General features: G+C 29.4%; 27 protein-coding genes. 21 read left to right on the forward strand and 6 right to left on the reverse strand.

Annotation, left to right across the window (positions count from 1 at the left end):
- Positions 1 to 157: 157 nt before the first annotated feature.
- Positions 158 to 853: a VanW family protein gene (locus BFN48_RS05250; RefSeq protein WP_278287307.1), complete on the reverse strand. Its 696-nt coding sequence runs from the start codon at positions 851 to 853 to the stop codon at positions 158 to 160.
- Positions 854 to 1,017: 164 nt separating this feature from the next.
- Here BFN48_RS05250 and BFN48_RS05255 point away from each other — a divergent pair, with 164 nt between their 5' ends.
- The 16 genes from BFN48_RS05255 (at position 1,018) to BFN48_RS05330 (ending at position 17,121) form a co-directional block, all read left to right on the forward strand.
- Positions 1,018 to 2,022, forward strand: a complete 1,005-nt coding sequence (locus tag BFN48_RS05255) for a LacI family DNA-binding transcriptional regulator (protein WP_069649854.1) — start codon at positions 1,018 to 1,020, stop codon at positions 2,020 to 2,022.
- A 142-nt stretch (positions 2,023 to 2,164) separates the two neighbouring features.
- Positions 2,165 to 3,418 (forward strand): ABC transporter substrate-binding protein, encoded by a 1,254-nt coding sequence (locus tag BFN48_RS05260; protein ID WP_069649855.1) that lies wholly within the window; start codon positions 2,165 to 2,167, stop codon positions 3,416 to 3,418.
- 65 nt (positions 3,419 to 3,483) lie between these two features.
- Positions 3,484 to 4,377 carry a carbohydrate ABC transporter permease gene (locus BFN48_RS05265; protein WP_069649856.1) on the forward strand — a complete coding sequence of 298 codons (894 nt, stop codon included), beginning with the start codon at positions 3,484 to 3,486 and terminating at the stop codon, positions 4,375 to 4,377.
- A 2-nt stretch (positions 4,378 to 4,379) separates the two neighbouring features.
- On the forward strand, positions 4,380 to 5,441 hold the full coding sequence (locus tag BFN48_RS05270) for a carbohydrate ABC transporter permease (RefSeq protein WP_069649857.1): 1,062 nt from the start codon (positions 4,380 to 4,382) through the stop codon (positions 5,439 to 5,441).
- A 28-nt stretch (positions 5,442 to 5,469) separates the two neighbouring features.
- Positions 5,470 to 6,558: an ABC transporter ATP-binding protein gene (locus BFN48_RS05275; protein ID WP_069649858.1), complete on the forward strand. Its 1,089-nt coding sequence runs from the start codon at positions 5,470 to 5,472 to the stop codon at positions 6,556 to 6,558.
- Between the two features lie 35 nt (positions 6,559 to 6,593).
- Positions 6,594 to 7,937 carry a glycosyltransferase family 4 protein gene (locus BFN48_RS05280; RefSeq protein ID WP_069649859.1) on the forward strand — a complete coding sequence of 448 codons (1,344 nt, stop codon included), beginning with the start codon at positions 6,594 to 6,596 and terminating at the stop codon, positions 7,935 to 7,937.
- Positions 7,938 to 7,954: 17 nt separating this feature from the next.
- Positions 7,955 to 8,872 carry a beta-1,2-mannobiose phosphorylase gene (locus BFN48_RS05285; protein ID WP_242863221.1) on the forward strand — a complete coding sequence of 306 codons (918 nt, stop codon included), beginning with the start codon at positions 7,955 to 7,957 and terminating at the stop codon, positions 8,870 to 8,872.
- Positions 8,873 to 8,911: 39 nt separating this feature from the next.
- The gene (locus tag BFN48_RS05290) at positions 8,912 to 10,594 is read left to right on the forward strand and encodes a glycoside hydrolase family 13 protein (protein ID WP_069649860.1); all 1,683 of its coding nucleotides are present in this window, start codon (positions 8,912 to 8,914) and stop codon (positions 10,592 to 10,594) included.
- Between the two features lie 4 nt (positions 10,595 to 10,598).
- Positions 10,599 to 12,491, forward strand: coding sequence for a hypothetical protein (locus tag BFN48_RS05295; RefSeq protein WP_069649861.1), 1,893 nt, complete (start codon positions 10,599 to 10,601; stop codon positions 12,489 to 12,491).
- A gap of 298 nt (positions 12,492 to 12,789) precedes the next feature.
- Positions 12,790 to 13,326, forward strand: coding sequence for a GNAT family N-acetyltransferase (locus BFN48_RS05300; RefSeq protein ID WP_069649862.1), 537 nt, complete (start codon positions 12,790 to 12,792; stop codon positions 13,324 to 13,326).
- 80 nt (positions 13,327 to 13,406) lie between these two features.
- Positions 13,407 to 13,949 carry a GNAT family N-acetyltransferase gene (locus tag BFN48_RS05305; protein WP_069649863.1) on the forward strand — a complete coding sequence of 181 codons (543 nt, stop codon included), beginning with the start codon at positions 13,407 to 13,409 and terminating at the stop codon, positions 13,947 to 13,949.
- A 186-nt stretch (positions 13,950 to 14,135) separates the two neighbouring features.
- Entirely contained in the window at positions 14,136 to 14,504 is a 369-nt protein-coding gene (locus BFN48_RS05310) for a GntR family transcriptional regulator (RefSeq protein ID WP_069649864.1), read from the forward strand.
- A 5-nt stretch (positions 14,505 to 14,509) separates the two neighbouring features.
- Complete coding sequence (locus BFN48_RS05315) at positions 14,510 to 15,391, forward strand: ABC transporter ATP-binding protein (RefSeq protein ID WP_069649865.1); 882 nt, start codon at positions 14,510 to 14,512, stop codon at positions 15,389 to 15,391.
- Entirely contained in the window at positions 15,385 to 16,032 is a 648-nt protein-coding gene (locus BFN48_RS05320; protein ID WP_069649866.1) for an ABC-2 transporter permease, read from the forward strand. The genes BFN48_RS05315 and BFN48_RS05320 overlap by 7 nt, the downstream gene beginning before the upstream one ends.
- 108 nt (positions 16,033 to 16,140) lie before the next feature.
- Positions 16,141 to 16,638: a DUF134 domain-containing protein gene (locus BFN48_RS05325; RefSeq protein WP_069649867.1), complete on the forward strand. Its 498-nt coding sequence runs from the start codon at positions 16,141 to 16,143 to the stop codon at positions 16,636 to 16,638.
- A gap of 138 nt (positions 16,639 to 16,776) precedes the next feature.
- The gene (locus BFN48_RS05330; RefSeq protein WP_069649868.1) at positions 16,777 to 17,121 is read left to right on the forward strand and encodes a DUF5320 domain-containing protein; all 345 of its coding nucleotides are present in this window, start codon (positions 16,777 to 16,779) and stop codon (positions 17,119 to 17,121) included.
- Between the two features lie 226 nt (positions 17,122 to 17,347).
- Here BFN48_RS05330 and BFN48_RS05335 read toward each other — a convergent pair whose 3' ends face one another.
- Positions 17,348 to 18,226, reverse strand: a complete 879-nt coding sequence (locus BFN48_RS05335) for a DMT family transporter (RefSeq protein ID WP_069649869.1) — start codon at positions 18,224 to 18,226, stop codon at positions 17,348 to 17,350.
- A 205-nt stretch (positions 18,227 to 18,431) separates the two neighbouring features.
- Here BFN48_RS05335 and BFN48_RS05340 point away from each other — a divergent pair, with 205 nt between their 5' ends.
- A complete protein-coding gene (locus BFN48_RS05340) occupies positions 18,432 to 19,202 on the forward strand; it encodes a helix-turn-helix domain-containing protein (protein ID WP_069649870.1) in 771 nt (256 codons plus the stop codon).
- Positions 19,203 to 19,239: 37 nt separating this feature from the next.
- On the opposite strand, the gene BFN48_RS05345 is transcribed toward BFN48_RS05340, so the two are convergent.
- The 3 genes from BFN48_RS05345 to BFN48_RS05355 all read right to left on the reverse strand — a co-directional run bounded on the left by BFN48_RS05345 (position 19,240) and on the right by BFN48_RS05355 (position 21,994).
- The gene (locus tag BFN48_RS05345; protein WP_069649871.1) at positions 19,240 to 19,593 is read right to left on the reverse strand and encodes a P-II family nitrogen regulator; all 354 of its coding nucleotides are present in this window, start codon (positions 19,591 to 19,593) and stop codon (positions 19,240 to 19,242) included.
- An 18-nt stretch (positions 19,594 to 19,611) separates the two neighbouring features.
- A complete protein-coding gene (locus tag BFN48_RS05350) occupies positions 19,612 to 20,784 on the reverse strand; it encodes a cation:proton antiporter (RefSeq protein ID WP_069649872.1) in 1,173 nt (390 codons plus the stop codon).
- 415 nt (positions 20,785 to 21,199) lie between these two features.
- Positions 21,200 to 21,994 (reverse strand): methyl-accepting chemotaxis protein, encoded by a 795-nt coding sequence (locus tag BFN48_RS05355; RefSeq protein WP_069649873.1) that lies wholly within the window; start codon positions 21,992 to 21,994, stop codon positions 21,200 to 21,202.
- Between the two features lie 661 nt (positions 21,995 to 22,655).
- On the opposite strand from BFN48_RS05355, the gene BFN48_RS05360 reads away from it, so the two are divergent.
- Both BFN48_RS05360 and BFN48_RS05365 read left to right on the forward strand, forming a co-directional pair.
- Positions 22,656 to 22,946, forward strand: a complete 291-nt coding sequence (locus tag BFN48_RS05360; RefSeq protein ID WP_069649874.1) for a DUF4282 domain-containing protein — start codon at positions 22,656 to 22,658, stop codon at positions 22,944 to 22,946.
- A gap of 155 nt (positions 22,947 to 23,101) precedes the next feature.
- Positions 23,102 to 23,332 carry a hypothetical protein gene (locus BFN48_RS05365; protein ID WP_069649875.1) on the forward strand — a complete coding sequence of 77 codons (231 nt, stop codon included), beginning with the start codon at positions 23,102 to 23,104 and terminating at the stop codon, positions 23,330 to 23,332.
- Positions 23,333 to 23,434: 102 nt separating this feature from the next.
- Here BFN48_RS05365 and BFN48_RS05370 read toward each other — a convergent pair whose 3' ends face one another.
- Positions 23,435 to 23,782 (reverse strand): bactofilin family protein, encoded by a 348-nt coding sequence (locus tag BFN48_RS05370; RefSeq protein ID WP_176718821.1) that lies wholly within the window; start codon positions 23,780 to 23,782, stop codon positions 23,435 to 23,437.
- A gap of 165 nt (positions 23,783 to 23,947) precedes the next feature.
- On the opposite strand from BFN48_RS05370, the gene BFN48_RS05375 reads away from it, so the two are divergent.
- The gene (locus tag BFN48_RS05375) at positions 23,948 to 24,154 is read left to right on the forward strand and encodes a hypothetical protein (protein WP_069649877.1); all 207 of its coding nucleotides are present in this window, start codon (positions 23,948 to 23,950) and stop codon (positions 24,152 to 24,154) included.
- 102 nt (positions 24,155 to 24,256) lie between these two features.
- On the forward strand, positions 24,257 to 26,197 hold the full coding sequence (locus BFN48_RS05380) for a hypothetical protein (RefSeq protein WP_069649878.1): 1,941 nt from the start codon (positions 24,257 to 24,259) through the stop codon (positions 26,195 to 26,197).
- Positions 26,198 to 26,230 lie beyond the last annotated feature (33 nt).

Genomic DNA, 26,230 nt, shown 5'->3' on the forward strand with positions numbered 1-26,230 from the left:
TAAAACAAAGGGCGGTTCTTTAATGTGGTAGAAAAGAGCCGTCTTTCTTATAACACACTTTCTTCTAAAAGAGGTTGATACATCATAATTGCATGGTTTTCAGTTATATATTCATCTTCTAAAAGTTCTCCAAACAGATTATATATGCGTCTGTGAATTATATTATGGCGTATATAACCTCCCCAATATTCATGTGTAATCCAATGCTTTTTTCATAAACTTCATATCTTTTAGTTATAGGCTTTTCTGCTCTCCATTCGCCAACTAAATGCTTGTCTGTCAAATAGACTATCAACTGAAAATTTTCGTTAGTGCCATTATATATCTGTAAATCTCTATAATTATACACACAAGTAGCTCCACTACCAAAAGGTTGTGTTCTATTTACATCAGGAAAAACATCAAAACTATGTCTATATCTTTCTGTGACAGTCAAAGGGGTATGTAAGGTTATCCAGTAAATCAAGTTTGATAATTGGCAAAGCCCTCCACCTATTTCAGGACGGAAACTTCCATAAAAAAGGTTCATGCCTTTTACATATCCCTTTCTTTTAGTTGGTTTACCAATTAATTTCCAATATGAAAATGTTTCTCCAGGTTTAATTACTATTCCGTTAATTTTTTTTGTTGCAATTTTAAGATTAGTAATTTTATTATACTGCAACCACATATCAACATTTTTAAGTTTTCTAAGTAAAGGAGTTTGGTGTTTAAATATTAAATAAGGTAATTTTGTGGTATCTAAGGTTTTAGCATATTTTTTATTGCTAAAATACCATTCGAAATATCTTTTAGTTTTATAATAATTTTTACCTAAAAAAATTCTAAGAGCCGATCTTTTAATTGGTTTCATTTAAAGTCCCCCAGAAATATCAAATAATTAGTAATATTATACCAGTAATAGATATTTGTGTCAAAAAATATAATTTCCTACGGATTATAAACAAACCTCTTGAATTTTCAGAAAAAATAAATTATAATTACTATTGATAACGTTGTCATAAAAGAGGGATGACCATGAGAAATGTAACTATGGCTGATATTGCTAAATTAGCTGGAGTATCTGTAAAAACAGTATCAAGGGTAATAAATAATAGTAATGAGGTTAAGGAAGAAACTAGACAAAAAGTATTAAAGATTATAAAAGAGCAGGGATATCAAGTGAATATTCTTGCAAAAGGGTTAAGAAAAAAACAGACTAATACTATAATAGTCTTTATTGATAAACATAGTGGAGGATATTGGAGTATATGGCATAACGAAATCGTACAGGAAATTATTAAGTACTCCAAAGAGAAAGGTTATAAGATAGTTATTTCACCATCTTCTGGTGAAGGCTGTTTAGATGACGATACAGATGGTTTTTATCTTTTAAGAAGTGGTATGGCAGATGGAGCTATAATTTTTGACAACATGGAAAACGATATCAGAATTAAATATTTAAGAGAAAACGATATTCCTTTTGTAATTGTCGGGAAAGATATAAATTACGATGATACAAGTTATGTAGATTTGGATAACTATAAAGCTGGTTTTATAGGTGGTAAGTACTTAATAGAGAATGGATATAAAAAGATATGTTTTATGCTTGGAAGTAGAGATTTTATTGTTAACAATGAGAGAACTAATGGTTTCAAAGAAATATGTAGTAATTATAGTGATATTGAATTTAATATTGTTTATGATGTTTCAAATATTCAGAGTGCTTATGAAAACGCCAAAGAGATTATTCAAACTAATAAACCAGATGCATTTTTTGTATCTGGAGATGAAAGAGCAATAGGAGTTTATAGAGCTATTAAAGAAAGTAATTTATCAATACCTAAAGATATAGCAGTTTTAGGGATTGATAATATACCTTTGTGCGAATATATTTATCCATCATTAACTACCATTGACCAGCCCAAGAAAGAATTCGGCTACCATTCAGTAAACATTTTGATGGAGTTAATGAATAATAAAGCAAAGATAACAAAAAGGGTTTTAATAGAACCTAAATTAATAATTCGAGAATCAACTTAAAGAGAGTTTTTTTCAAGCATGAATGACAACGTGCGACAAAACGATTGGTAAAAACTTTTGTTTTTTTGGTTCATATTATTTGGCTTCCTATGTAGGGAGTCGAGATAAAAATACATCAAATATAAAGAAGGGGGAAATTTTTATGAAAAAAGTTATTTCATTAATGTTAGTAGTACTGCTTATGTCTACGGCTTTGGCGGGATGTGCTACTAAAGAAACTGCTACACCAGAGAAGAAAAAATTAGTTTTCACATCAAGATTATGGTCTGCACCAGAGGAAAAGGAATTCATTATCAATGAAATAATCAAACCATATGAAGAAGCTAATAATATTGATATCGAATTTTCAATAGCTACAGATGATGAAATTTTTGATGCAATTAAAGTTCAGCAAGAATCTGGAAATATAACTACAGATATCATAACTGCTCACAGTGGTAAAATGCCAGATTGGACAAGAGCTGGTTATGTTATGGACTTAACAGACGTAGTAAAATCATGGAAAGACCGTACTTTCTTTGAAACTTTCAAAAGCTCAACACATAAAGATGGTAAGCAATATTTCTTACCAGTAGGTGCAGATGTATACTTAACACTTATTAATAAGAAGGCTCTAAAGTATAAACCAGAAGGTGTAGATATTGACCACTTAACTTGGGAAGATTATGCTAAGTGGGCTGTAAATATAGCTAAAGGTGAAGGTGAAGGAAAAGTAGTTATTACAGGTATTCCACAAAAATCATGGATTTATATGTTTGGTGCATCAGCATTATCTTACGGAGCTGGATTCCCAGATATAAATTCTCCTGAAGCTATGAAAGCATGGAAAATATGGGAGAAAATTGGAGATGCAAAAGGATTTATACCAACAGTTGCTAATGTAGAATCAAGTGTTGACCCAATGAAGCGTGAAGAAGGTTGGTTATGTGTATTCCACAATGCTCGTGTAGGTACTGTTTATGCTTCTAACGAAACTAAGTATATAGTGGCTCCAGCACCATCAGGACCTAAGGGAATCGGTACTGTTGCAGGGGTTAGTGGATATGCTATAGTTAAAGGTTCTAAGAATTATGAAGAGGCAGTTAAATTCCTTGAGTATTTAACTAGACCAGACATTCAAACTAAGATAGCTTTAGGAACTGGTGGATTTATACCACCTGTTAAAGAAGCTATTGAGCAATTAGGTGATGGAGCTGAAGACGAAGTAATTAAGAAGGCTTTAATGGTTCTTGAAAAAGGAGTACCTTCAGGAGTACCTGCTCATGAATATAAAGATTGGGGAGCAGTTAAACAAATATTCGACGATATCTTTGTAGAAGCTATAAATGGAGATAAGAAGATAACTCAAGAATATCTAGATGCTAAACAAGCTCAATTAGACGCTTTGAAAAAATAATATTTCAATAAAGTACACATTGGATGTTTAGCATCCAATGTGTATTTTTGTAAAGGGGTGAAAAGATGGAAGATTTACAAAGTAGAAATAGAAGCTTGAACAAATGGTTGCCGTATATTTTAGTTGTTCCATCGATGTTGTATTATATATTATTTTGGCTAAGACCTGTTTTAACTTCATTAATAAGAAGTTTTACTGGAGTAGAAGGTGGATTAACCCTTCAGAACTATAAATTAGCATTATCAGATCCATTATTCAGAGAGGGCTTTATAAATACAGCTGTAATAGCAGGCGTTTCTGTAACAATAGAGTTTGTAGTGGCTTTAATGCTAGCTTTATTAATCAACAGAAAATTTAAAGGTTCAGGTGTCTTATTGTTTATTGCTATGATTCCTATGGCTTTACCACCAGTCGCTGTTGGTGCAATATGGCAGACTGGTTTAACGACAAATGGATGGGTTAATAGTTTACTAATACACTTAGGGTTGATTACTGAAAGCGGAAAAATATATTTTATGACTGCTGAAGGATGGAAGAGATTATTATTAATAATATTAATAGATGCTTGGCAGGTAATACCATCGGTTATGATTATTTTATTAGCAGGATTGCAAAATTTCCCTAAAGAAATGAAGGAAGCCGGATATGTATTTGGTGGTAATGCATTTACAGTATTAAGAAAGATTACACTTCCAATATTAAAACCGACTATTGTAACTGCTGTTGTCTTAAGATTGATATCAGCGATACAAATTTGGTTGATTGTTGTTATGATTTATGGATTTAACAGAGTACCAACATTAATGGAACGTGTTGTATACTATGGAGATCAGGTATCATCACTGCCAAACAGCTTCCAATTAGCATCTACAAATTCGATTATAGTGGCAATTATTGTTTCAAGTGCTGCATTAATTTATCTGAAAGTATCAAGAAATTCAGAAAGTAAAGAGGTGTAAGTATGCCGGTTAATAGAAGTGTTAAAAAATTGATCCAAAAAACAACTTTTTTAATACTAATAGCAACTATATTATTCTTTATTTTAACACCTATATTCTTTTTAACATCGCTTTCTTTTTTATCATCTAGAGAAGCTTATCAATTTCCTTTACCTATATTACCTTCTTTGAAAAGCGAATTTGTTGCAGAGAAGAGTGAAAAAGGCTATTTAATAAGCATATATGAACCAAGTACAGGAGAGTATGAGTCAATATTAGATACAAACAAATTTGAAAAAATGAGTACTTATTTTAGAAGAGAATTATCTATCTATACATCTCCAGAAAAATTAAAGGAGATACTAAGTCAATTAGACAATGGAGATATTGAAAAAGTTCACTTTACTATGAGAAAAAGCTTATGGCATAACTATAAAACTTTCTTTAAAGTTACAGGTAATGCAAAAGCGGCACTTATCCGAAGTATACAAACTGCGTTAGTAACAATATTAATTTCTCTTACATTAGGTGGTATGGCAGGTTATGCATTTGCAAGATTTAGTTTTAAAGGTAAGGAACAGTTAAGATTCGGTATATTATTCGTTAGAATGTTCCCAGCTGTAACTATAGCTTTACCTATGGTTATTTTACTGGCTAAATATGGTTTCTATGATAGACCTGTAGGACTTTCTTTAGTCTATTCAGTAGGTTCAATAGGATTAACTGCCTGGATTACTGCGAGTATTTTTATGGGTATAGGTATAGAGCTAGAAGAAGCAGCACAAGTTTTTGGAGCAAATAAATTGCAGACATTCTTTAAAATTACGCTACCATTAGCTTTTCCGGGCTTGGCTGCTAGTTCAATGTATGCTTTTATCGGAGCATGGAATGATACAGTTTCAGCATTGATTTTAACCCAATCAAAGCCAACATTCGCAGTTGTTGTTTATAAAGCATTGATAGGTTCAACAGGTAAAATTAATCTTACAGCTGCAGGGGCACTTACAATGGCATTTCCAGCAGTAGTATTTACTCTATTTATTAGAAAATACATCAACCAAATGTGGGGCGGAGTTAAAGTATAGTACTAATAATGAGAACAGGAGGGTTATTATGGCTTTCTTAGAGCTGATTAATTTAAGAAAGGAATATCAAAAAGGTGTTGTTGCCGTTAAAGATATAAACTTAAAAATTGAAAAAGGAGAATTCTTAGTTTTACTAGGACCTTCAGGATGTGGTAAGACTACTACAATGAGAATGATTTCTGGGTTAGAAAATGTAACAAATGGACAAATTTTAATGGAAGGAAAAGATATAACCTATTTACCACCGAGAAAAAGAAACGTAAGTATGATTTTTCAAAATTATGCAGTGTGGCCGCATATGACTGTTTATGAAAATATAGCATTTGCATTAAAACTTAAAAAAATGCCTAAAGAAGAAATAAAGAAAATAGTCTACGAAGTTGCTGGTATGGCTGATATTACACAGTATTTAGACAGATATCCATCACAATTATCAGGAGGCCAACGTCAACGTGTAGCTGTGGCAAGAGCAATAGCTGTAAAACCTAAGCTTTTCTTAATGGACGAGCCTCTATCAAACTTAGATGCGAAACTTAGAGTATCAATGAGAACAGACTTAAAAGAAATACACAATAAGACTAATGCAACTACTATTTTTGTTACACATGACCAGTCAGAAGCAATGAGTTTAGCAGATCGTATAGTGATTATGCGTGATGGTGAGATTGAACAAATAGGAACTCCAAATGAAGTTTATCATGATAGTGAAACTATGTTTGTTGCTAACTTTATTGGTACACCACCTACTAATTTTATTGACGTTGTAATAGACAATACTGAAGAAGGAATTGTAGCTAAACACGAGCAGTTTAGTTTGGCTATAAAAGGCGAGATTAGTAAAAAATTAGAGAAATATATAGGAAAGAAAGTTGTTTTAGGTGTTAGACCTGAAAACTTTGTAATTACTGATGAATCAAACAGCTTATTTAGTATAAAAGTAGATTTTGTTGAGCCACAGGGTTCTCATACAATAATTGTTACTAAGATTTCTGGAAAAGTAACAAAGATTATGTCTACAGAAATATTTGATGTGAAACCAGGAGACAAATTACATTTATCAATAGCAGAAGGAAAATATTTATTCTTTGACCCAGAAACAGAAAGAAGAATCAAGTAGTAATTGCTATTTGAGTAAAGAAAGGAGAAAAACAGATGAATATAGCATTGTGTCACTATCGAGTAGGAGAAACAGATGGCGTATCTTTAGAAATGGATAAATGGAAAAAAGTATTAGAAAGAATGGGACATAAAGTATATATGTTAGCTGGTAGTGAAGGAACTGCTGATGCGTATATAATTGAAGAAATGCATATACGATTACCTGAAGATTTAAAAATAGAACGAAATGCTTATGTTGAACTAAAAGATTATAAAACAGAAGAAGAGTTAAAAGATTCAGTTGAAGCTTTAAGTAAAAAAATTGAAGATAAATTAATCAAATTTATTAAAGATTATAAGATAGATGTATTAGTACCAAATAATATTTTTTCACTAGGAAGAGGATTATCGACTGCATTAGCATTTAAAAGAGCAATTGAAAAAACAGGTGTGAAATGTGTAAATCATCATCATGACTTCTATTGGGAAAGAGAACTTTATTCTCATCCTACTTGTAAATATGTAGAAGGTTTACAGGATGAATACTTCCCTCCTAAAATAGAAAATATGAAGCATGCGGTAATCAATACTCCAGCTCAAAAAGATCTTAAAGAAAAAAAGGGCTTAGACTCTACAGTTGTACCTAATGTATTTGATTTTAATGCTCCATTATGGGAGGAAGATGAATACAATAAAGATTTCAGACAAGCTGTAGGGCTTAAAGAAAATGAAATTTTTATGTTACAGGCAACACGAGTTGTTGATAGAAAAGCTATTGAACTTGCAATAGATTTAATTGCAGAATTGAATAAACCTGAAAATAAAGAAAAGATGATTGGCAAGACACTTTACGATGGTAGAGTTTTTAAAGAAGATAGTGAATATGTATTGGTAATGGTAGGACTACACGAAGGGTCAGAAGGATATGTAGAAAAATTAAAAGAACATGCCAATAAGAAAGGTGTTAAAGTTATAATTAGACCTGACTTAGTTGACCATTCAAGACACATAAAAGATGGTAGGAAAGTTTATTCTCTATGGGATGCATATGTGAAAGCTGATATTATTACTTATCCAAGTATTTATGAAGGATGGGGCAATCAATTCTTAGAAGGTCTATTTGCTAAGAAGCCTATGGTAGTTTTTGAATATAGTGTTTTCTTAGCTGATATTAAGGATAAAGGATTTAATTATATTAGTTTAGGAGATAAATATGAGACTTTAGAGAATGGATTAGTTAAAGTTAGTGATGATATTTTAGAAAAGGCTGCTGCTGAAACTATAAAATATCTAACTGATAAAGACTTTAGAGAAAAAGCAGTCCATGAAAATTTCAAATTAGGTAAAGAACACTATTCTTTAGAAGCTCTTGAAAAAATATTAAGGACATTATTCTAAAGAAAGGAGTAGTTTCTATGATACTTAAGCTGAAGCGGGTATCAGATAAACCTATTTTAGAGCCAAAACAGCATCATGAGTGGGAAAAAGCAGCAGTATACAATGTGGGCGCTATAAAAGATAATGGATTAGTTCATATGATATACAGAGCTACTGACAAAAACTCAAATGGTAGAGTTTGTTCTGACTACATGAACTATTTTGGATATGCTGTTAGCACAGATGGAATTAATTTTAACAGGTTAGAAAAGCCGATATTAGGACCAATTGAAGGGCAGGAGCAAAGAGGTGTAGAAGATCCTCGAATTGTAAAAATTGATGACACATATTACATGCTGTATACAGGCTTTGGTGGGAGATTTGATGGCGATTTTAGAATATGTATGGCTACAAGTAAAAACTTGATTGATTGGGAAAGACATGGAGTATTATTAGATGAACCAAATAAAGATGCTTCCTTGTTTCCAGAGAAAATAAATGGGAAGTATGTTTTAATTCATAGAAGGGCACCACATATTTGGATTGCTTATTCAGATGATTTAAAAACTTGGACAGATCATAAAATTTTAGCTGAAGTTAAAGAAGAAAATGAGTGGGAAAGCTTAAAAATAGGATTGGCTGGACCACCATTTAAAACAGAAAAGGGTTGGGTTTTAATATATCATGGTGTGAGTAAAGAAAGACGTTATTCATTAGGTATTATGCTATTAGATTTAGAAGATCCTTCAAAAGTTATATACAGACAAGATAAGCCTATTTTAGAACCTGAGCTAGATTGGGAGATTAATGGATATGTTCCTAATGTAGTATTTAGCTGCGGTCAGGCTATTATAGATGATGAACTACTAGTATATTATGGAGGAGCAGATACAGTAACAGGAGTTGCTAGGGCTAAAATGTCTGATGTAATGAAACTGTTTGAACTGGCTGTATAAGTTAGATGAGATTAAAAAATCAGAATGGAGAATGTTTAAATGTGGTGGAAAAATGCTATTATATATGAAATATTTCCAAGAAGTTTCAAAGATAGCAATGGAGACGGTATAGGAGATATACAGGGGATTATATCTAAATTGGATTACTTAAAAGATTTGGGTGTAGATGCAATTTGGCTTTGTCCTGTATATCCTTCACCTAATAATGACAGCGGATATGATGTGAGTGATTATTACGATATCTGGGATGAACTTGGAAGTATGGAAGATATAGAAGAGCTAATTGAAGAAATGCATAAAAGAGATATGAAATTAATAATGGAATTGGTAGCTAATCATACTTCTGATGAACACAAATGGTTTATTGAATCAAGAAAATCTAAAGATAATCCATATAGAAATTATTATATCTGGAGACCAGGCAAAGATGGTCAAGAACCGAATAATTGGCTCTCAACAAAGTTAGGTGGTTCTGTTTGGACTTATGATGACAATACAGAAGAATATTATTTACATCTTTATTCATCTAAGCAGCCTGATTTAAATTGGGAAAATCCAAAGGTACGTCAAGAGGTATATAATATTATGCGTTTTTGGTTTAATAAGGGTGTAGATGGATTTAGGATGGATGTAATAAACAAGATAGCTAAAGCTCCAGGATTACCCGACGTAGAGAGGAAAGAAGGAGACAAAAGAAAATATCTACCTTGTGAAGAATATTATGAAAATTATCCTAAGGTTCACGATTACTTAAAGGAAATGAATAGAGAGGTATTGTCAAAATATGAAGATAAATTAGCTATGGGTCAGACTTCTGGAGTTACACCTAAGCAGGCATATTTATACACAGGAGAAGATAGAGGAGAATTAAATCTTTTTCTTCAGTTTGAACATATTGATATCGACAGAGGGCCAAATAACAAGAAATTGCCATTTAATGCATTAGAGTTTAAAAAGAGTTTAGCAAAGTGGCAGACAGCAATGGACGGAAAATTATGGAACGCATTATTTTTTGGAAGTCATGATGCTCCTAGACCAGTTTCACACTACGGTAATGATAAAAAGTACAGAGTTGAATCAGCTAAGATGTTGGCAACAGTTTTATTTACTTTAAAAGGAACACCTATAATATATCAAGGTGAAGAAATTGGGATGACAAATGTTAGATTTGAGAATATAGAGGATTATAAAGATATAAGAACTCATAATATGTACAGGGAAAGATATTTAGAAGGTGGAGAGAATTTAAAGAACGTAATGCAAGATATTTGGGAATTGAGTCGTGATAATGCACGTACTCCAATGCAGTGGGATGATAGTGAAAATGCTGGTTTTACAAAGGGTAAGCCTTGGATAAAACCAAATCCAAATTATAAAGAAATAAATGTGCGAAAATCTCTAAATGATAGTAATTCAATATTAAACTATTATAAGAGTATGATAAAGCTGCGTAAGAGTAATGAAGTATTGTTAAACGGGGATTTTAGGTTGATATTTGAAGATGATCCAAACATTTTTGCTTATTTTAGAGAGTTGAATAAAAAGAAAGTGCTAGTTATTACAAATTTCTCAGATAAGGATATAGAAATAAATCTTTCAAGAGAAATAGGAGAAATAGATGATTTTAAGCTTTTGATTAGTAACTATGAAGTTAATGAATGGAATATAGAAAGCATAGAATTAAAACCATTTGAAGCAAGAGTATATGAGTTTGGAGCGTGACAAAATGGGGGAAGTAGTGAATAATCTAATAAACATCTTAGCAGAGAATTTATTAGGAGAAAATGAATTTGAAAACATTAATAAAGAGCAAAGTGATATAAAAAAATTCATATTATCTATGTTATTTTTACCAAATGAAAAATACAAAGAAGAAGCTAAAAAAATATTAATAGAATTAGGCAGAAAAGAAGATTTTAGAAGGTATATAAAATATTTTGAAAAAGTTTTTGATAAGGTATCTAATGAATTGGAAAGGAATTGTAGTAACTGGGAAAGTAGATTTGATAGATTGGAAACTGTTAAGGATAAGAAAAAAGAGATAAGTAGTTGGTTTTTTCCTGAAAACACACTAGATATAGATGAAGAAACTATTAAAAATATTAGAGATTCAAGAAGAGTTCAGATAATAAAGTTCAATGATAATGCAATAAAAAATCCATTTAAGCAGATACTATTTACTTCTAACATATTATTAACGATGCCTAAAGATTTCAATAAACTGCCAAAGGAATTTGCTGATAAACTTGATAAGCAGGAAGAACAGGAATACTGGTTTGACCATCCAATTCCTTTAGATATTGAAGATTCATCTAATGAAATAATATATGGTTTATCTAATTTAAATAAAGCAGTTAAAATTGAAACGGAAGAAAAGTTAAACGTAGTTTTATGTGTATCTTGTACTCATCCTTCAATTAAAAAAATTGCGAAAGAATATATTAAGTCAAAGTTAAAAAATTTAGATTTAAGTTCACTTAATATTTACATATTTACGGAAGATGATACTAAAAAAATTATCAAAGAAATCTTTGAACCTATATTAGGAAAAGATAGTGATAAAATTAAAAGCCTATATTCAACCTTTGGTGTAGATGGAAATTATGGAAGACATTATTCTTTTTTAAAAGCTATTGCTTCTTTATGGAATGTGTTAATAGATGAAAACATTATTGCTACTTATAAAATAGATTTAGATCAGGTCTTTCCACAAAAACGTATTTACAAAGAAACTGGAAGTTTTTCATTTGAGAAGTTAAAGAATAGTAGATGGGGAGCAATAGGTAAAGATAAAAGTGGAAATACAGTAAAATTGGGAATGGTAGCTGGAGCTTTAGTAAATGATAAAGACTTTGATAAGTCAATATATGAACCAGATGTAAAAAAGCCATCTGAACACTATACTTTAGACCAGTATATTTTTAATAGTCATAGACCACAATATATATCTACAATTGCAGAAATGGGTACATTATATAAAACATCAGAAGAGTGCATAATGAGATTTCATGTAACAGGTGGGATGAATGGTATTTTAGTAGAAGATTTAAATAAATTTAGACCTTTTACTCCAAGGTTTATAACAAGAGCTGAAGATCAAGCTTATATTATTTCTACTTTATACGATGAGAAAGATGGAATGTATTTAAGGTGCTACCATCAAGACCATTTTATTATGAGACATGACAAAGAAACTTTTTTATGTGAAGATTTAAAAGAATTTGAGATTCCTAAGCATGTAGGTGATTATGAGAGAATCATGTTATTTAGTCATTATGCTAATGACATACTTAAGGATTTTGATAGAATTAAAAAGGCTATTTATCCTTTTACAGGTTGTTTTATAACCCAAATACCATACACTATTACATGCTTTAGAGCATTATTTAAGGCTTATGAACTAGCCAAAGAAAATGAAAGAGATGCAAAAATATTTTTAGATAATATTGTTAATAGGATGCCTAAGGTATATGAAAAAATTGAATCAGGATATTATTTGAGGCAGTATAATGAAGACAAAGAAGCTTGGAATATATATTATGATATTTTAGCTAATAAGAAAACAAGTGATTATAAGGATATTGCTTGGGAAATAGTTAAAGATTGCAAGGTTAATTAAATCCCCCTTTAAAATAGAGAAGAGTACAGGAGTAATCTCTGTATTCTTCTCTATTTTGTTTGCCAATCAAAAAAAGAACAAAATCTTCGATAATAAATTATAAGATTGATTTTGCCTATATCCATAAACGGAAATTATATTATAAATTATCTATAATTTGATAAGGTATATAATTTCCTATGGATTATAAAAAATATTGACATATAAAACCAATTATAGTAGTATATATAGAAATATCAAAAAACGCCTATTGTACTTGATTGTACAATAGGTATTTTTTTAAAAAGGGGTGGGAATTATGTTGATAGGTCAAAAAGTAAGACTAAGGGGTATTACAGAAGAAGATTTACCTAAAGCTACCGAATATATGAATGATCCAGAAGTTATTCTTAATCTTTATACAAGTATACCTTATCCTTTGACATTAGATAGGGAAAAGAAATGGTATGAAAGTCAAATGGAAAATAAGGATACATATAATTTTGCTATAGAAACTTTAGATGAAGGATTATACATTGGTGGCTGTGGAATAAATAGGCTTGATTTGAAAAATGGAGTAGCTGTAGTAGGTATATTTATCGGTCATAAAGATTATAGAGGCAAAGGCTACGGAACAGATGCAATGAATGTTCTATTAGATTTTATATTTAATCAGATTAATGTTAATAAAGTTCAGCTTGATGTATTTGCGTTCAATGAAAGAGCAATAAAATCATATAAAAAGTGTGGTTTTATTGAAGAAGGTAGACTAAGACAGATAATTTTTAGAAATGGTAAATATCAAGATGTAATTGTTATGGGGATACTTAGAGAAGAATATTTTAAGAATAAATAAGTTGAGAAATAATGTTTATATATGGTATATAGTATAGTTTTTAGTACAGTTTTTACATTTACTGAAAGGAGATTTTTAAAATGTTTAAGATTAGAAAAAATAATGAAGTTGAAACTGAGAGGTTAATTTTAAGAAAGCTTAAAAATGATGATTTTGAGACTTTTGCAAGCATAGTTGGCGATGATGAAATAGGTAAACAGTTACCTAAAGGAGAGGGATATACTTATGAGGAAGCAAAGAGATGGTTAGATAGAATTCAATTGAGTTGGAATGAAAATAACTATGGCGTTTGGGGAGTTATAAATAAAGAAAGTGGCAATTTAATTGGATATTGTGGATTAAACAAGATTGAAGAGCTTGATGAAGTTGAGGTGTTGTACGGAATTTCTAAAGATATGTGGGGAAGAGGATATGCTACTGAGGCTGCGTATTCATCCCTAAGATTTGGATTTGAACAATTAAACTTTGAGAAAATTATTGGACTGGCTAAAATTAAGAATATTGCTTCAATTAATGTTTTGAAGAAAATAGGTTTAAAATACAAAAAGGATATGACGATTTTTCGAATTGATGTTAAGTATTTTGAATTAACTAGAGAAGAGTTCAATAATAGTTGTAAATAATAAAAGATGTAATTGTTATGGAGATACTTAGAGAAGAATATTTTAAGAATAGACGATAAATCTGGCAGTAAGCCAGATTTTTTTTGTAAATTTATAGAAAAAATAAAATAAGGTTATATATTGACTTATGTGTGAATATATTATATACTGTATATAAACAATATATACAGTGAAGGGAGCAAGAATATGTATATATTTATTTCTCATACTAATCCGGACCCGTTATATAAACAGATAAAAGATCAAATAAAAAATGCTATTGCTTCTGGTCAACTAAAAGAGGGAGAAGCACTACCTTCAATTAGAGGTTTAGCAAAAGAGTTAAAAACAAGTGTTATAACCATTAAAAGAGCATATAGCGACTTAGAAAATGAAGGGTATATTATAACAAGACCGGGATTAGGCTCTTTTGTAGCAAGTATCAGCAAAGAAAGACTAAAGGATGAAAAACTGAAAGAAATAGAGGCAAAGCTCAAAAGTATTACAGAAGATGCAGAAAAATACGGAATTAAGATTGATGATATTATTAACATTTTAAAAGAATTGGAGGGATGATATTTATGGAAAATATTTTAGAGATAAAAAATCTAAGAAAAAAATACAAGCAATTTACATTAAAAGATATATCTTTAGAATTACCTAGAGGATATATTATGGGATTGATAGGTCCAAATGGGGCAGGAAAATCTACAACCATAAAGCTAATTATGAATATGATTAAATCTGATGGTGGAGAAATAAAGGTGTTTGGATTGGATAATAAGATACATGAAGAAGAAATAAAGAGCAGAATTGGCTATATTGGAGAGGAACAATATTTTTATGAAGATATGACTGTTAGCTGGACAGAAAAATTTGTATCAAGATACTATAAAAATTGGGAAAGTGAGAAATTTTACAGCTTACTAGAAAGATTCGATATATCTAAGACTAAGAAAATAAAGGAATTATCGAAAGGAATGAAAGTAAAACTAGCATTAGCACTAGTTTTATCACATAATCCAGAATTACTCATTTTAGATGAACCTACTTCAGGATTAGACCCAGTTGTAAGAAGAGATATTTTAAATGTATTGTTAGATGTTATTCAGGATGAGAAAAAATCTATTTTAATTTCATCACATATAACCGAGGATATAGATAAAATAGCAGATTATGTAACTTATATGATTGATGGGAAAATAGTACTATCAGATGAAAAAGAAAAGATACTTTCAAATTGGAAAAAGGTTCATATAAGTAAGGAACATATTAATGACAATATAAAAAAACATCTTATGGTTGTACAGGAAAACATATTTGGTATTACTGGGATTACTAATAATTATAGCGGAATACTAAAAGAGCTTGGAGAAAATAAAGAAAGTAATGGTATAAAATTTGAAAGTGCTACATTAGACGATATTTTAGTTTCATATGTAAAGGAGGGGAAAATATGCTAAATATTATAATTAAAGATATATATCAAAGTAGGAAATTACTACTATTATATTTGTTAATGCTAGTGGGATTTATAGTAGCCGTTCATATTTTTACAGGTGATTTGGTTGGCACTGGAATATTTGCTATGATATTTCCTTTAGGACTTTCTATAAAAAATGAAATTTATGAACAGAAGAATAAAGGGTATTCTTTGATTAAATCAATGCCAATTAAATATTATAAAATTGTTGTCAGCAAATTTATTATAACTGCTATATTTGCATTGTTTGGTTTGATAATTTCAATTTGCACTATTTCAATATTAACAAAAAGTATTTATTTAGATTCAAAAATATTTGCTTTTTCAATTGGAAGTGTTACTGCAGGTATGATTTTTGTTGGTATATTTTATGCTATTGCATACAAATTCGGAGCTGAAAAAGCTAATGCTTTTATTGTAGTTTTCTTTGCTTTTACAGTAGTCCTAGCTCAAGTGGCATTTCTATTTCATAAAAATGTTTATTTAAGCAATACTATTTTAGCAATTGAGAGATTTTTCAAAAATACCAATGGCTATATTTTATTGATATATGCTTTACTGACTTATTTGTTAATTATGCTGTTGAGTATTAAAGTATTTAAAAACAGTAAGGTTGTGTAAAGTTTCCCTAAATGCAAGGGAAGCTTTTGTTCTATATAAAAGAACTTTTATTTTATAACTAATAGTAATATAATAAATAGTATAAACATTAAAGTAGGAGGTAGTTAAATGCCGAGACCTATTAAATGGAGAAGAATTGAAAACCTGCCAGAGCACGAATATTTTGTACCAGTAAATGTAGCTAATTGTGAATTAGAAGAAAATATTCTTAAAGTTGAAGAATTAGAAGCTATAAGACTTAAAGATTTAGAAGGGTTAGATCAAGAAACATGTGCTAAGAGGATGGAGGTTTCAAGACAAACCTTTCAAAGAATTTATAATGAAGCTAAGATGAAAATAGCAGATAGCTTGGTTAATGGAAAAGCTATAAGGATAAGAGGAGGAAACTATACACAGAATATATGTGTATTTGTTTGTAGTGAATGTGGGACAAGATGGGAAAATAGAGTAGAAGATATTCATGAAAATGAAATAAAGTGTCCTGAATGTGGTTCAAAAGATGTTTATTGCGCAGATAAACCTAGAAGAAGTTTTTGTCAAAATAGATGTAGAGGTAGAGGAAGAGGCTTAAGAAGACATAGAAGATGTGAAATTGACAATGAATAATTTTGTCATAAATTTGACTCTGTATTAATTATTAATACAGAGTTTTTTTTCAAAAAAGTTATTGACATATGCCCAAAACAGAATTATAATAAAATTAGAAATGAGCATATGCTAATAATAATTAAAGGAGGGCTTAAAATGCCAAGAGGGGATAGAACAGGTCCAATGGGAGCAGGACCAATGACTGGAAGAAAAATGGGTTATTGTGCAGGTTATGATGCTCCAGGATATGTAAATGCAGGATACGGAAGAGGTTACGGTAGAGGATTTGGCAGAGGATTAGGTAGAGGTTGCAGAAGAGGATTCGGAATAGGATTCGGAAGAGGTTTTGGAAGAGGTTTTGGATGGAGAGCTTTTGCTTATGATGCACCATCAAAAGAAGAACTAAAAGGATATATAAATGAAGAAATAAAATTTCTTAAAGATCAATTAGACAGCTTAGAAAAAAGATTAAAAGAACTTGACGGAAAAGAAGAAGCCTAAGGTTTTTAGCCTTAGGCTTCTTTAAGTTGTTATAATCCATAGGAAATTATAATAAAATCTTATATTTTAAAAATTTAATGCTGATTTTATTGAAGCTTTGTCTGGCATGTTTACATGCTAGAGTCGTTATAAACTACATTGAATTGTGGATAAATTCAATATAATTTCCGTAATGGATTTCAACAAAATCTACCTTAATTTATAATTTATTTAATCGAAGATTTTGTTATATCTTTTTAATAATAGCTATAACTAAAGATATTATTATAAGTCCACTTCCAATGAGGCCCCTTAGTAAAATTGTTTCATGAAGAAAGATAAATGCAAGAATTAATGTAAATAAGGGCTCTCCTAAAAGGATAATCCCTACACTTTCAGGACTTGCAACTTTTTGAGCTTTAGTTTGTAGGTACATAGTTAAACCTGTACCTAATACACCTATTACAATAATTACAATAATATTTTCTATTAATATAGTGATATTAAGACCTTCAGAAAAAATACTGAAAAACAGACTAGATATTGTAACAATTAGTAATTGTATAAATGAAAGAATGTGATTATCCTTATCAGCGCCGTATTTATCTAGTATGATAATATAAATAGTGTAGACAAAGGCACAGCCTATAACAAGTATATCGCCAAAATTCAAATTGCCGCCATTCATGCCCGATATTAAATAAAGTCCAAATATAGAAGATAATACACAAATGATAGTCCAAAATGTAGGCATACGTTTCTTTATAAAAGATTCAAATATTGGTATAAATAATACAGACAATGCTGCTAAGAAACCAGACTTTGAAGCACTTGTACGTTCTAGCCCTAATATATATAAAGCATACACAGCGAAAATTAAAAGACCTAAAATAGAGCCTATTTTCAAATCTTCTTTTTCTATTTTTAAAACTTTTTTAGTAGAGAATAGAAATAAAGTTAATGAAGCAATAAAAAACCTTCCTAATAATAAATGGAACGGAGGTATTTTATCTATATACATTTTTAAAAGAATTGTACTAACTGCCCACATAAATGAGACAAATATTAGTTCTAAATAAGCTATATATTTTGCATTATCTTTTTCTGTCGTTAACAATCTCTCCATTTACATCACTCCAGAAGTAAATTCTCACTGTCTTAAACATTATATCACAACTATAATAGTATTTAAGATGAAAAATTTTATCAGTATTATTACAAAAGTCAGAAAAAAGCAAATAATCCGACAAAAAATAACAGCAAAATTTTGAAAATTATGATAAAATAATATATGACGATTGTATAACGTACTGTTTTGGGGGAGTGATTAAATGAAAGATATAGAATTGTTAAGTCCGGGACAGAGATTGAAGAGAATTAGAAAAATCTTGGATGTTAAGCAAGAAGAATTGGCTGGGGAGAAGTTTTCTAAAAATTATATTTCTATGTTTGAAAATGATAAAAGGAAAATAAATATAATTAATGCGATTTATCTTTCAGATAAGATTAACAAGTTAGCTAAACAAAAAGGCATTGATATAAATGTAAGTGCTTCTTTGTTTCTGAAAACTGAAAAAGATATGGCTAAGGACAAGTGTTTAGAGTGGATTACATATGTTGAATCAAGAAACAATATAAGTATTTATGAAATAAATTCAAGCTTGTATAACGTTATACTATTGTCAACTAAGTATGATTTAGATGAATATAAAGCTAAAGCATTATTTTTAAAAGCGAAAAATGAACTGTTAAGAAGCCATTTTAGTTGTGCTACTACATTATTTTTAGAGTCAGTAGTTTATTATTCTAAATTAGAAGATTATATATCTATCTCTGATGTATATAAATATATCGGAATAATTTTATATAACGAAGGTAATTTTACTGAAGGGTTAATTTACTTAAACTTAGCAGAAAGCATGTTAGTTAAAAGTAAAGAGATAGATAATTCGAGAATGGAAGATATTAAATATCGTAAGGCTCTTATGTTCTATAAATTAGGACAATATGAAATGGCTAATAGTATTATACAAAAAATAAGTAATATAAATGACAAATTATTAGAACTATCAAATAAAATAAACAGCTTTATAGCTAGTTAAAAAAACAGGGACTTTAATTCCCTGTTTTTCATGTTTTTTATGCCTTATTTTTTTCTATACCGAAACCGTAACATTCTGATACAGGAACAACAAATACGAAACCTATTCCTGGATTATTTATATAATCTAATTCTTCATTTATAGCATCTATTGCTTTTCTTAATTTTTCTTTATCTCTGATAACACTTATCACAGTTTTGTTGTAAGGTCTATTGCCTTCTATCATTCTTCTAATACTTGAGAAAATAGGAACTTCTACGTTATGTTGAAGAAGTACTTTTCCCATACCAACACTATCGATTACAGTAGCACCTACTCCTATTTCGAAAAATCTTTCTAAAATTGCATCAAGCTTGCAAATTTCATTTATAACAGCAAATAAAGCGTACAACCTCAATACCTCCTTTGATTAGACATTACATTCCTTAGCTTTTATTATAGCATTTTTGGTTGCAATTGGTCCTATAATTTCTGTAATAATTGTTGTAGCTAGGAGTATTGTAATTACTAGCGAACCTAGTTGAGTTCCAGGAAACTCTCTGCTTACTACAATTGCCAAACCTACTGCTACTCCTACCTGAGATAAAAGTCCAAAACCTAGATATTTTCTTACACTATGAGGAGCTTTTGATATCATACCACCAATTGAAGCACCTAATACTTTTCCTAAGATTCTGAATACAAGATATGCTAGACCGATTAAACCTATGTGTGGCAATAAAGCAATATCAAGTCTTGAACCAGCAAGTGTAAAGAATGCTGCAATTATAGGTGGTGAAAACTTTTCGATTGCAGAGAATGCTCTTCTGCTATTAGAAGAAACATTAGCAACCATAACACCAAGTGTCATTGCTGATAATAATGGAGATAGATTGAATTTTAAAGCAACTCCTACAAGTAATATGATAACCCCTGTTGTAAATGGCAACATTTCATTTTCTTTTTTAGATATCTTAATTAGATAAGCTAGAAGTATACCTGCAATACAACCTGCTAGTAATGATAAGACTATTTCTGCAATTGGATGAACTAAAACTTTATAAATTGTAACAACTTCATGTTTTATAAATACTTTTGCAATTGAAGAAGCTATTGCATAAATCATCAGACATATTGCATCATCAACTGCTACTACACCTAAAAGAGTACTTGTTAAAGGACCTTTTGCATTGTATTCTTTTAATACCATAACTGTTGCAGCTGGTGCAGTTGCTGAAGATACTGCTCCTAATATTAACGCCGTACCGATATCTTGTTTTAATAAAAGCATTACTGAAGTTACAAGTATAAATGCTCCCATTGATTCATAAGCAGCTATTATAAAAATTGGTTTGCCTAGTTTTTTAATTACAGGTATTTTCAGTTCGCTTCCTATGTTAAATGCGATTATACCTAATGCGAGGTCGCTTAAAAAAGACAACTTTTCTATCATTTCACTATTTACAATGTTCAAGCCAGACTTTCCAACTATAAGTCCTGCTATTATATATCCAGCAACAGCAGGAATTTTATATCTGTTCATTAGTTGTCCAAATAATATACCTAAAACTAGTGCAATACCTAGACTCATAAAAGGATTCATAAACAACCACCTCTTTTGATATGATTTATATAACAAATAAAACCAAAATTAATAAATATATCCAATAAATAGAACATAAAAAACGCACTTTGTAAAGTAGTGCATTTTAGGCCCACACATTATAGTACTCCTAATATATTAATTAGTAAAACCTCAAAAAAGGCAGTAATTTATAAAATATTTTGATATAAGGCGATTATTTAGTATTAACTAGGTATGTAATACCTATACTATTTTATTCTAGGTATTGCTATTAAAGTTGAGGAAAAAATCAAAATGTGACCAGAGGTCACATCTTATAATCTATAGGAAATTATAAACTACATTAATTTGTGGATAAATTTGAATATAATTTCCGTAATGGATTTCAACAAAATCTACCTTAATTTATTTAAATCGAAGATTTTGTTATAATTTATATAGTAGTTTCAGATTTAAGCCTTTCAACAGCTACACTTACAGTTTCTGAAGCGTCTAATTGAATTTGTGAAAGTTTTTTAAGATTATCTATTTCTACATTAATTTTCCTTATTTCATTAGCTAATTTAACTAGCATTTCATTTATTTCTTTAGCAAAAGTTTCACTGCTATTGGCAAGTTTTTGGATTTCATTAGCTACAACGGAGAAACCTCTTCCGTGTTCTCCTGCCCTTGCCGCTTCAATATTTGCATTTAGACCTAGAATTTTGATTTGCTGAGCTATTTTATTAACATAACTTACAATTTTATCACTTTCTTCTATGTACTTACTTGATACTTCAGCTGTATTTAATAAGTTTTCGCTAACATTATGTATACTTTTTACTGAAGATGTTATGTCTTCTAATTGTCTTTGAACTACTGAAGAAGTATCAGCAATCACTGACATTTGTGAATTTAGCTTTTCTAAAGTTTTTACTTCTCTTTCTACCAGTGTCATTATAAGATATGCACCTTCTGAATCTATTATTTTACAACTGCCACCAAACTTTTCATTTAAAAGCATTGATACTTTTTCAACACCAGTTGCTTCAATAACCATATCTAAAATATTGCAGTTTATATCATCTATTGAATCAGAAAATCTTATACCTAATTCTTTAGCCAATAAAATACCAGGTGCATTTAAATTGGTATCAATAATTATTTCGATACTTATTTCTTCGATTTTTGCTAGTGACTTTAGAATAGCTGTTCCACCATTTCCAGCACCAACTATTGCAATTTTCACTCCAATCCCTCCTTCTAATTTGCACAAATGGTATTATTCTACAATATATATGCAAAATCCTTTTAAATTAGAAAAAATTTCTAAGTAAATTATGATATTATATATTAGTTCGGGGTGTTGAGATAATATTAAAGTTGATATTAATTGTGGAATAGGAGAAAATAATAGTATAGCGATGAGTTATATAATGGAGAAAAAATAGTTTGTCGACCCTCGGTGATGCAAAAATACCTGAGGATCGACAATCAAAAACTACTTCAAACTCGCATAAATTCGTGATATAATATTTACAATAAAAAGGTTAATTATGGTAGATTTTTATTTTTAGTGATGTTGTATGGATTTTAATCGTACCAGTGTGGAATTGAAACATTTCATCATTTATGCCCTTCATAAGGTAATCAAGTCTGTCACTAGCATACCTATAAAGCATACTAATCCCTTTATTAACTCAAATTAGAATCAATTAGATTATCCTATATAAAGATATTTAGCTGTGGGATAATAGTGAAAAATAATAAAATAGTAGATGTTTTTTTGATGGTTGCAGGTAAAATTTCCTTTATTTTAATTTAAATTGAAGATTTTGTTCAAAAGATATTTTTGCAGAATACATATAAAGGAAACGGAATATTATTTACAAGGAGGGAGGTGGGAAAGTATGAATAAGTTTGAATTCAAAGATTTTCTAAAATTTGATAAGCTTATTATGCCTAAAGTAATTACTTATATATATTATTTAGGCGTAATAATAGCAGTGTTCAGTGCATTAGGAACTATATTCGCAAGTCTTTCATTACACTCAAGTGGTATGTTTTTTACAGGACTTATTACATTAATATTAGGTCCATTAGTAGTTAGGCTCGCTTGTGAGTTATATATTGTATTATTCAAAATATATGAAAAGCTATCGATTATTGCAGAAAATACAGTACAAAAAGATAAACCTTAAAAATTTAGTTTCTTTGTAAATAATTAGGGCAGGTTTCTTTAGGATACCTGCCTTTATTTAATTAACATTAGTATCAAAAAAATTTTAATCTCATATAATCTATATAAAAGGTATCTAGCTTCTAATCTCAAAAATGATAAAATGGGGGATGTTTTTTGAAGGGGAAAAGATTATGTTTATTTTCAAAAAAATCACTAATTATTTTTTATGCAATAAATTATTTAGTCATGATAGCTGCAGCTATTTGCATTTTTATTAATTGGCATAATACAATAAGTATATGGCTTCTTGTGTCTCTTACTTATGGTTTGATACTTGCTAAATTTATAAGATACGAGATTGAGTACAAAATAGAACAAGAAAAAGATGAAGATAAAAAAGATTAAAGACGGCTTTGCCGTCTTTAAATCTTTTTGAATGGTAAACTAGCTTTATATATTAAGAAGAGGGAACTATATGACAAACAAAAGATATTATTAAGCTACATTTTATGATGCTAGGCTAGTTTTTAGATTTTTCCAAACTCCTGAAATAATAGCTCCTTTGTCAACAACAAATCTTCTAGCTGTTATATTACCTTCAAAACAGCTTGTTGAAGTAAAGTGTACTTTTCCATTTGCCAATATGTTGCCGTTGACTTTTCCACTAACATATACATTTTTAGCTTCAATATCACCAATAATTTCTGCAGTTGAACTGATATAAACATTATTATCTGAATATATTTTGCCTTTAAAAATACCACCGATTTTAATATTCCCATTTGCATTAATTGTACCCTTGAAATATGCATTCTTTTCAATGATTAGATTCATAGAATTACTGGAGTTTTTCATTGGTATTCCCTCCATTTAAGTGTTTGTATGATTTTATCATATATACAATAAAAAATAATGAGTCTTTAATACTGATTTTGTATAGGACAGAAGTTCTAACTTGTATATCAAACCTAAAATAAGACTACAATATAGATATCCGTATATAGACATAGGGGTGGTTTCTTGCTATATAAAGGAATATTATTTATATTTCTTGGAGTATTTCTGATAATAGAGGAAAGATATGATATAAAAAAACTTGTTAAAGATAGAGTGTTTATAATAAAAAAGGATTTTGTTTATGATAGTTATTATGAAATCAAACTGTTTTTAGGGATACTTTCAATTATTGTAGGGATTTTTTCTATAATAAACTATATTATATATTGATAATGTAAAAATCTTGTAAACTAATGTTTTTCGCATTTCGCTTTTAAATTTAACGAATAGCTAATGACGAAAGACCAATGACTAATTTAAAAGGGTGTATATATGAAGACAAAAAAGCTTTTAATAACTATACTTTTATTACTAATTTTCATTTTGTTTTATAACAACTTAGTATTAGCAGAAAATAGGCCTAAATTAATAATGATAATATTAGATGAATTAGATTTTGATTTGGTCGAAAAAATTACTCAAAATACTAATAAAGCAGTAGGGCTTATGAATACAAAAACAGGATATTTTTATAGATCAAAGGATAGAGAAAGCTACTTTCTGACTATTGCAACAGGTAGAAGAGTTAAAGTAAGGTTAGGTTTATATAAAGGAATAAGAAAAAATGAAGACGGTAGTTTATATATAAATGGATTTGAAGATATAATTAGAGATTTAAAGAAAAAATATTTAGCTTTTTCTCGGGAAATTTCTACATTTGGTGACTTTTTTAGCAAAAGGGGTATTAAAGTTGGATATATTGGTAATGATTCTTCTTCACTTATTGCTACCAATATAAACGGATACATTGAGTATGGTGAGAATAAGGTTGTTTATGAAGAAGAGTGGCTTAGTGATAAGTCAAGAGAGATATTAGAAAAGGAAGATATACTTATACTTTCATATGAATTAAATAATAAGGAAGAAAGAATTAAGCTATTAAAAAAATATATTGAAAAGATGAAATATCACATAATTATATTTCCTAAGACCATATCAGGAGATATAAATATAAAGTGGAACACTACTTTAGTTCCAGTTATTTGTATAACACCTGAAGGAGCAGAAGGAATACTAAAAAGTAATACTACAAGGAGAGAAGGAGTAATAGCAAGTTTAGATATTTTTCCTCATGTAGCAAGCCTGTTTGGCATATCAACAGATAGATTTATTGGTGATAGTTTAAAGGTTATACCTAAAGGTAATCCGATTGTAGAATGCAAAAACTATTTAAATGAATTTCTTAATTTGAATATAATAAAATACATTTTTCATGGAATAATTATAGCGTTGCAGCTATTTGTGATATTTAGCAAGAAGTTAAAGAAGCAAACATGCAAGTTTTTGATGAATACGATACTTTCAATTATATTTTTTTCTCTTTTGTTTGGATTCTTTAAAATACATAGGAGTATTATCATATATTGCATAATAGTTTTATTGTCTTCATTTTTATTATCATTTTTATTAATTAAAAAAGAAAATGCTGTATATAATATATCTATTTTTACAAATATACTTATTCTTTATGGAGTTTTTTTAAACAAAAAAATAATATACGACTCGTTTATAGGATATAACAATATAGTAGCTGGTGGAAGATTTTATGGACTAAACAATGAAATTATGGGCGTTTTATTAGCAACCTCAATAATAGTGTATTTTAGTTTAAGAGAAAAGGTAAAAGATAGAATAGTTCTTTCATTGTTTCTTATAGTGTATTTTCCATTAATAATATTGGCTCTGTCTGGGAAATATGGGGTTAATTTTGGCGGCTATATAACTTCTATTTTGCTATTTTTGATTTTGATATATGAAATGTTTTATTGTGATAAGAATAACAAAAATATTATCTTATTGATATTTATTGGCTTTATATTTCTTTTATCAAATTTTATAATACAGTTCAATGGATATAGTCTAAATCATATAGGAAAGCTGTTATCAAGAATAGAGGTGGTTGGATTTGTTGAATTATTTGATGCAATAATAAATAAAATTAAGCAGCTTACTATAATGGTTTTAATTCCACCTTGGAGTATTATTTCTTTAAGTCAGCTTTATTATATTTACAGATTATATAAAGATAAGAATATTTACATAAGAGATTTAAGAAATTCAGAGGTTGGTAAATGCATTTATGTAATATTTATTAGTTCTATTATTTCAGTTTTTATAAATGATACAGGTATAATATCTTTTGTATATATGAATACATATCTCATTGCTATTTTAATTAGTTTACATAATACAAAATTAAGGGCATTGCTCTAGTGCAATGCCCTTAAAATTTTTTCATATATACTT

This window comes from Caloranaerobacter ferrireducens (genome assembly GCF_001730685.1).
Classification (GTDB): Bacteria; Bacillota; Clostridia; order Tissierellales; family Thermohalobacteraceae; genus Caloranaerobacter; species Caloranaerobacter ferrireducens.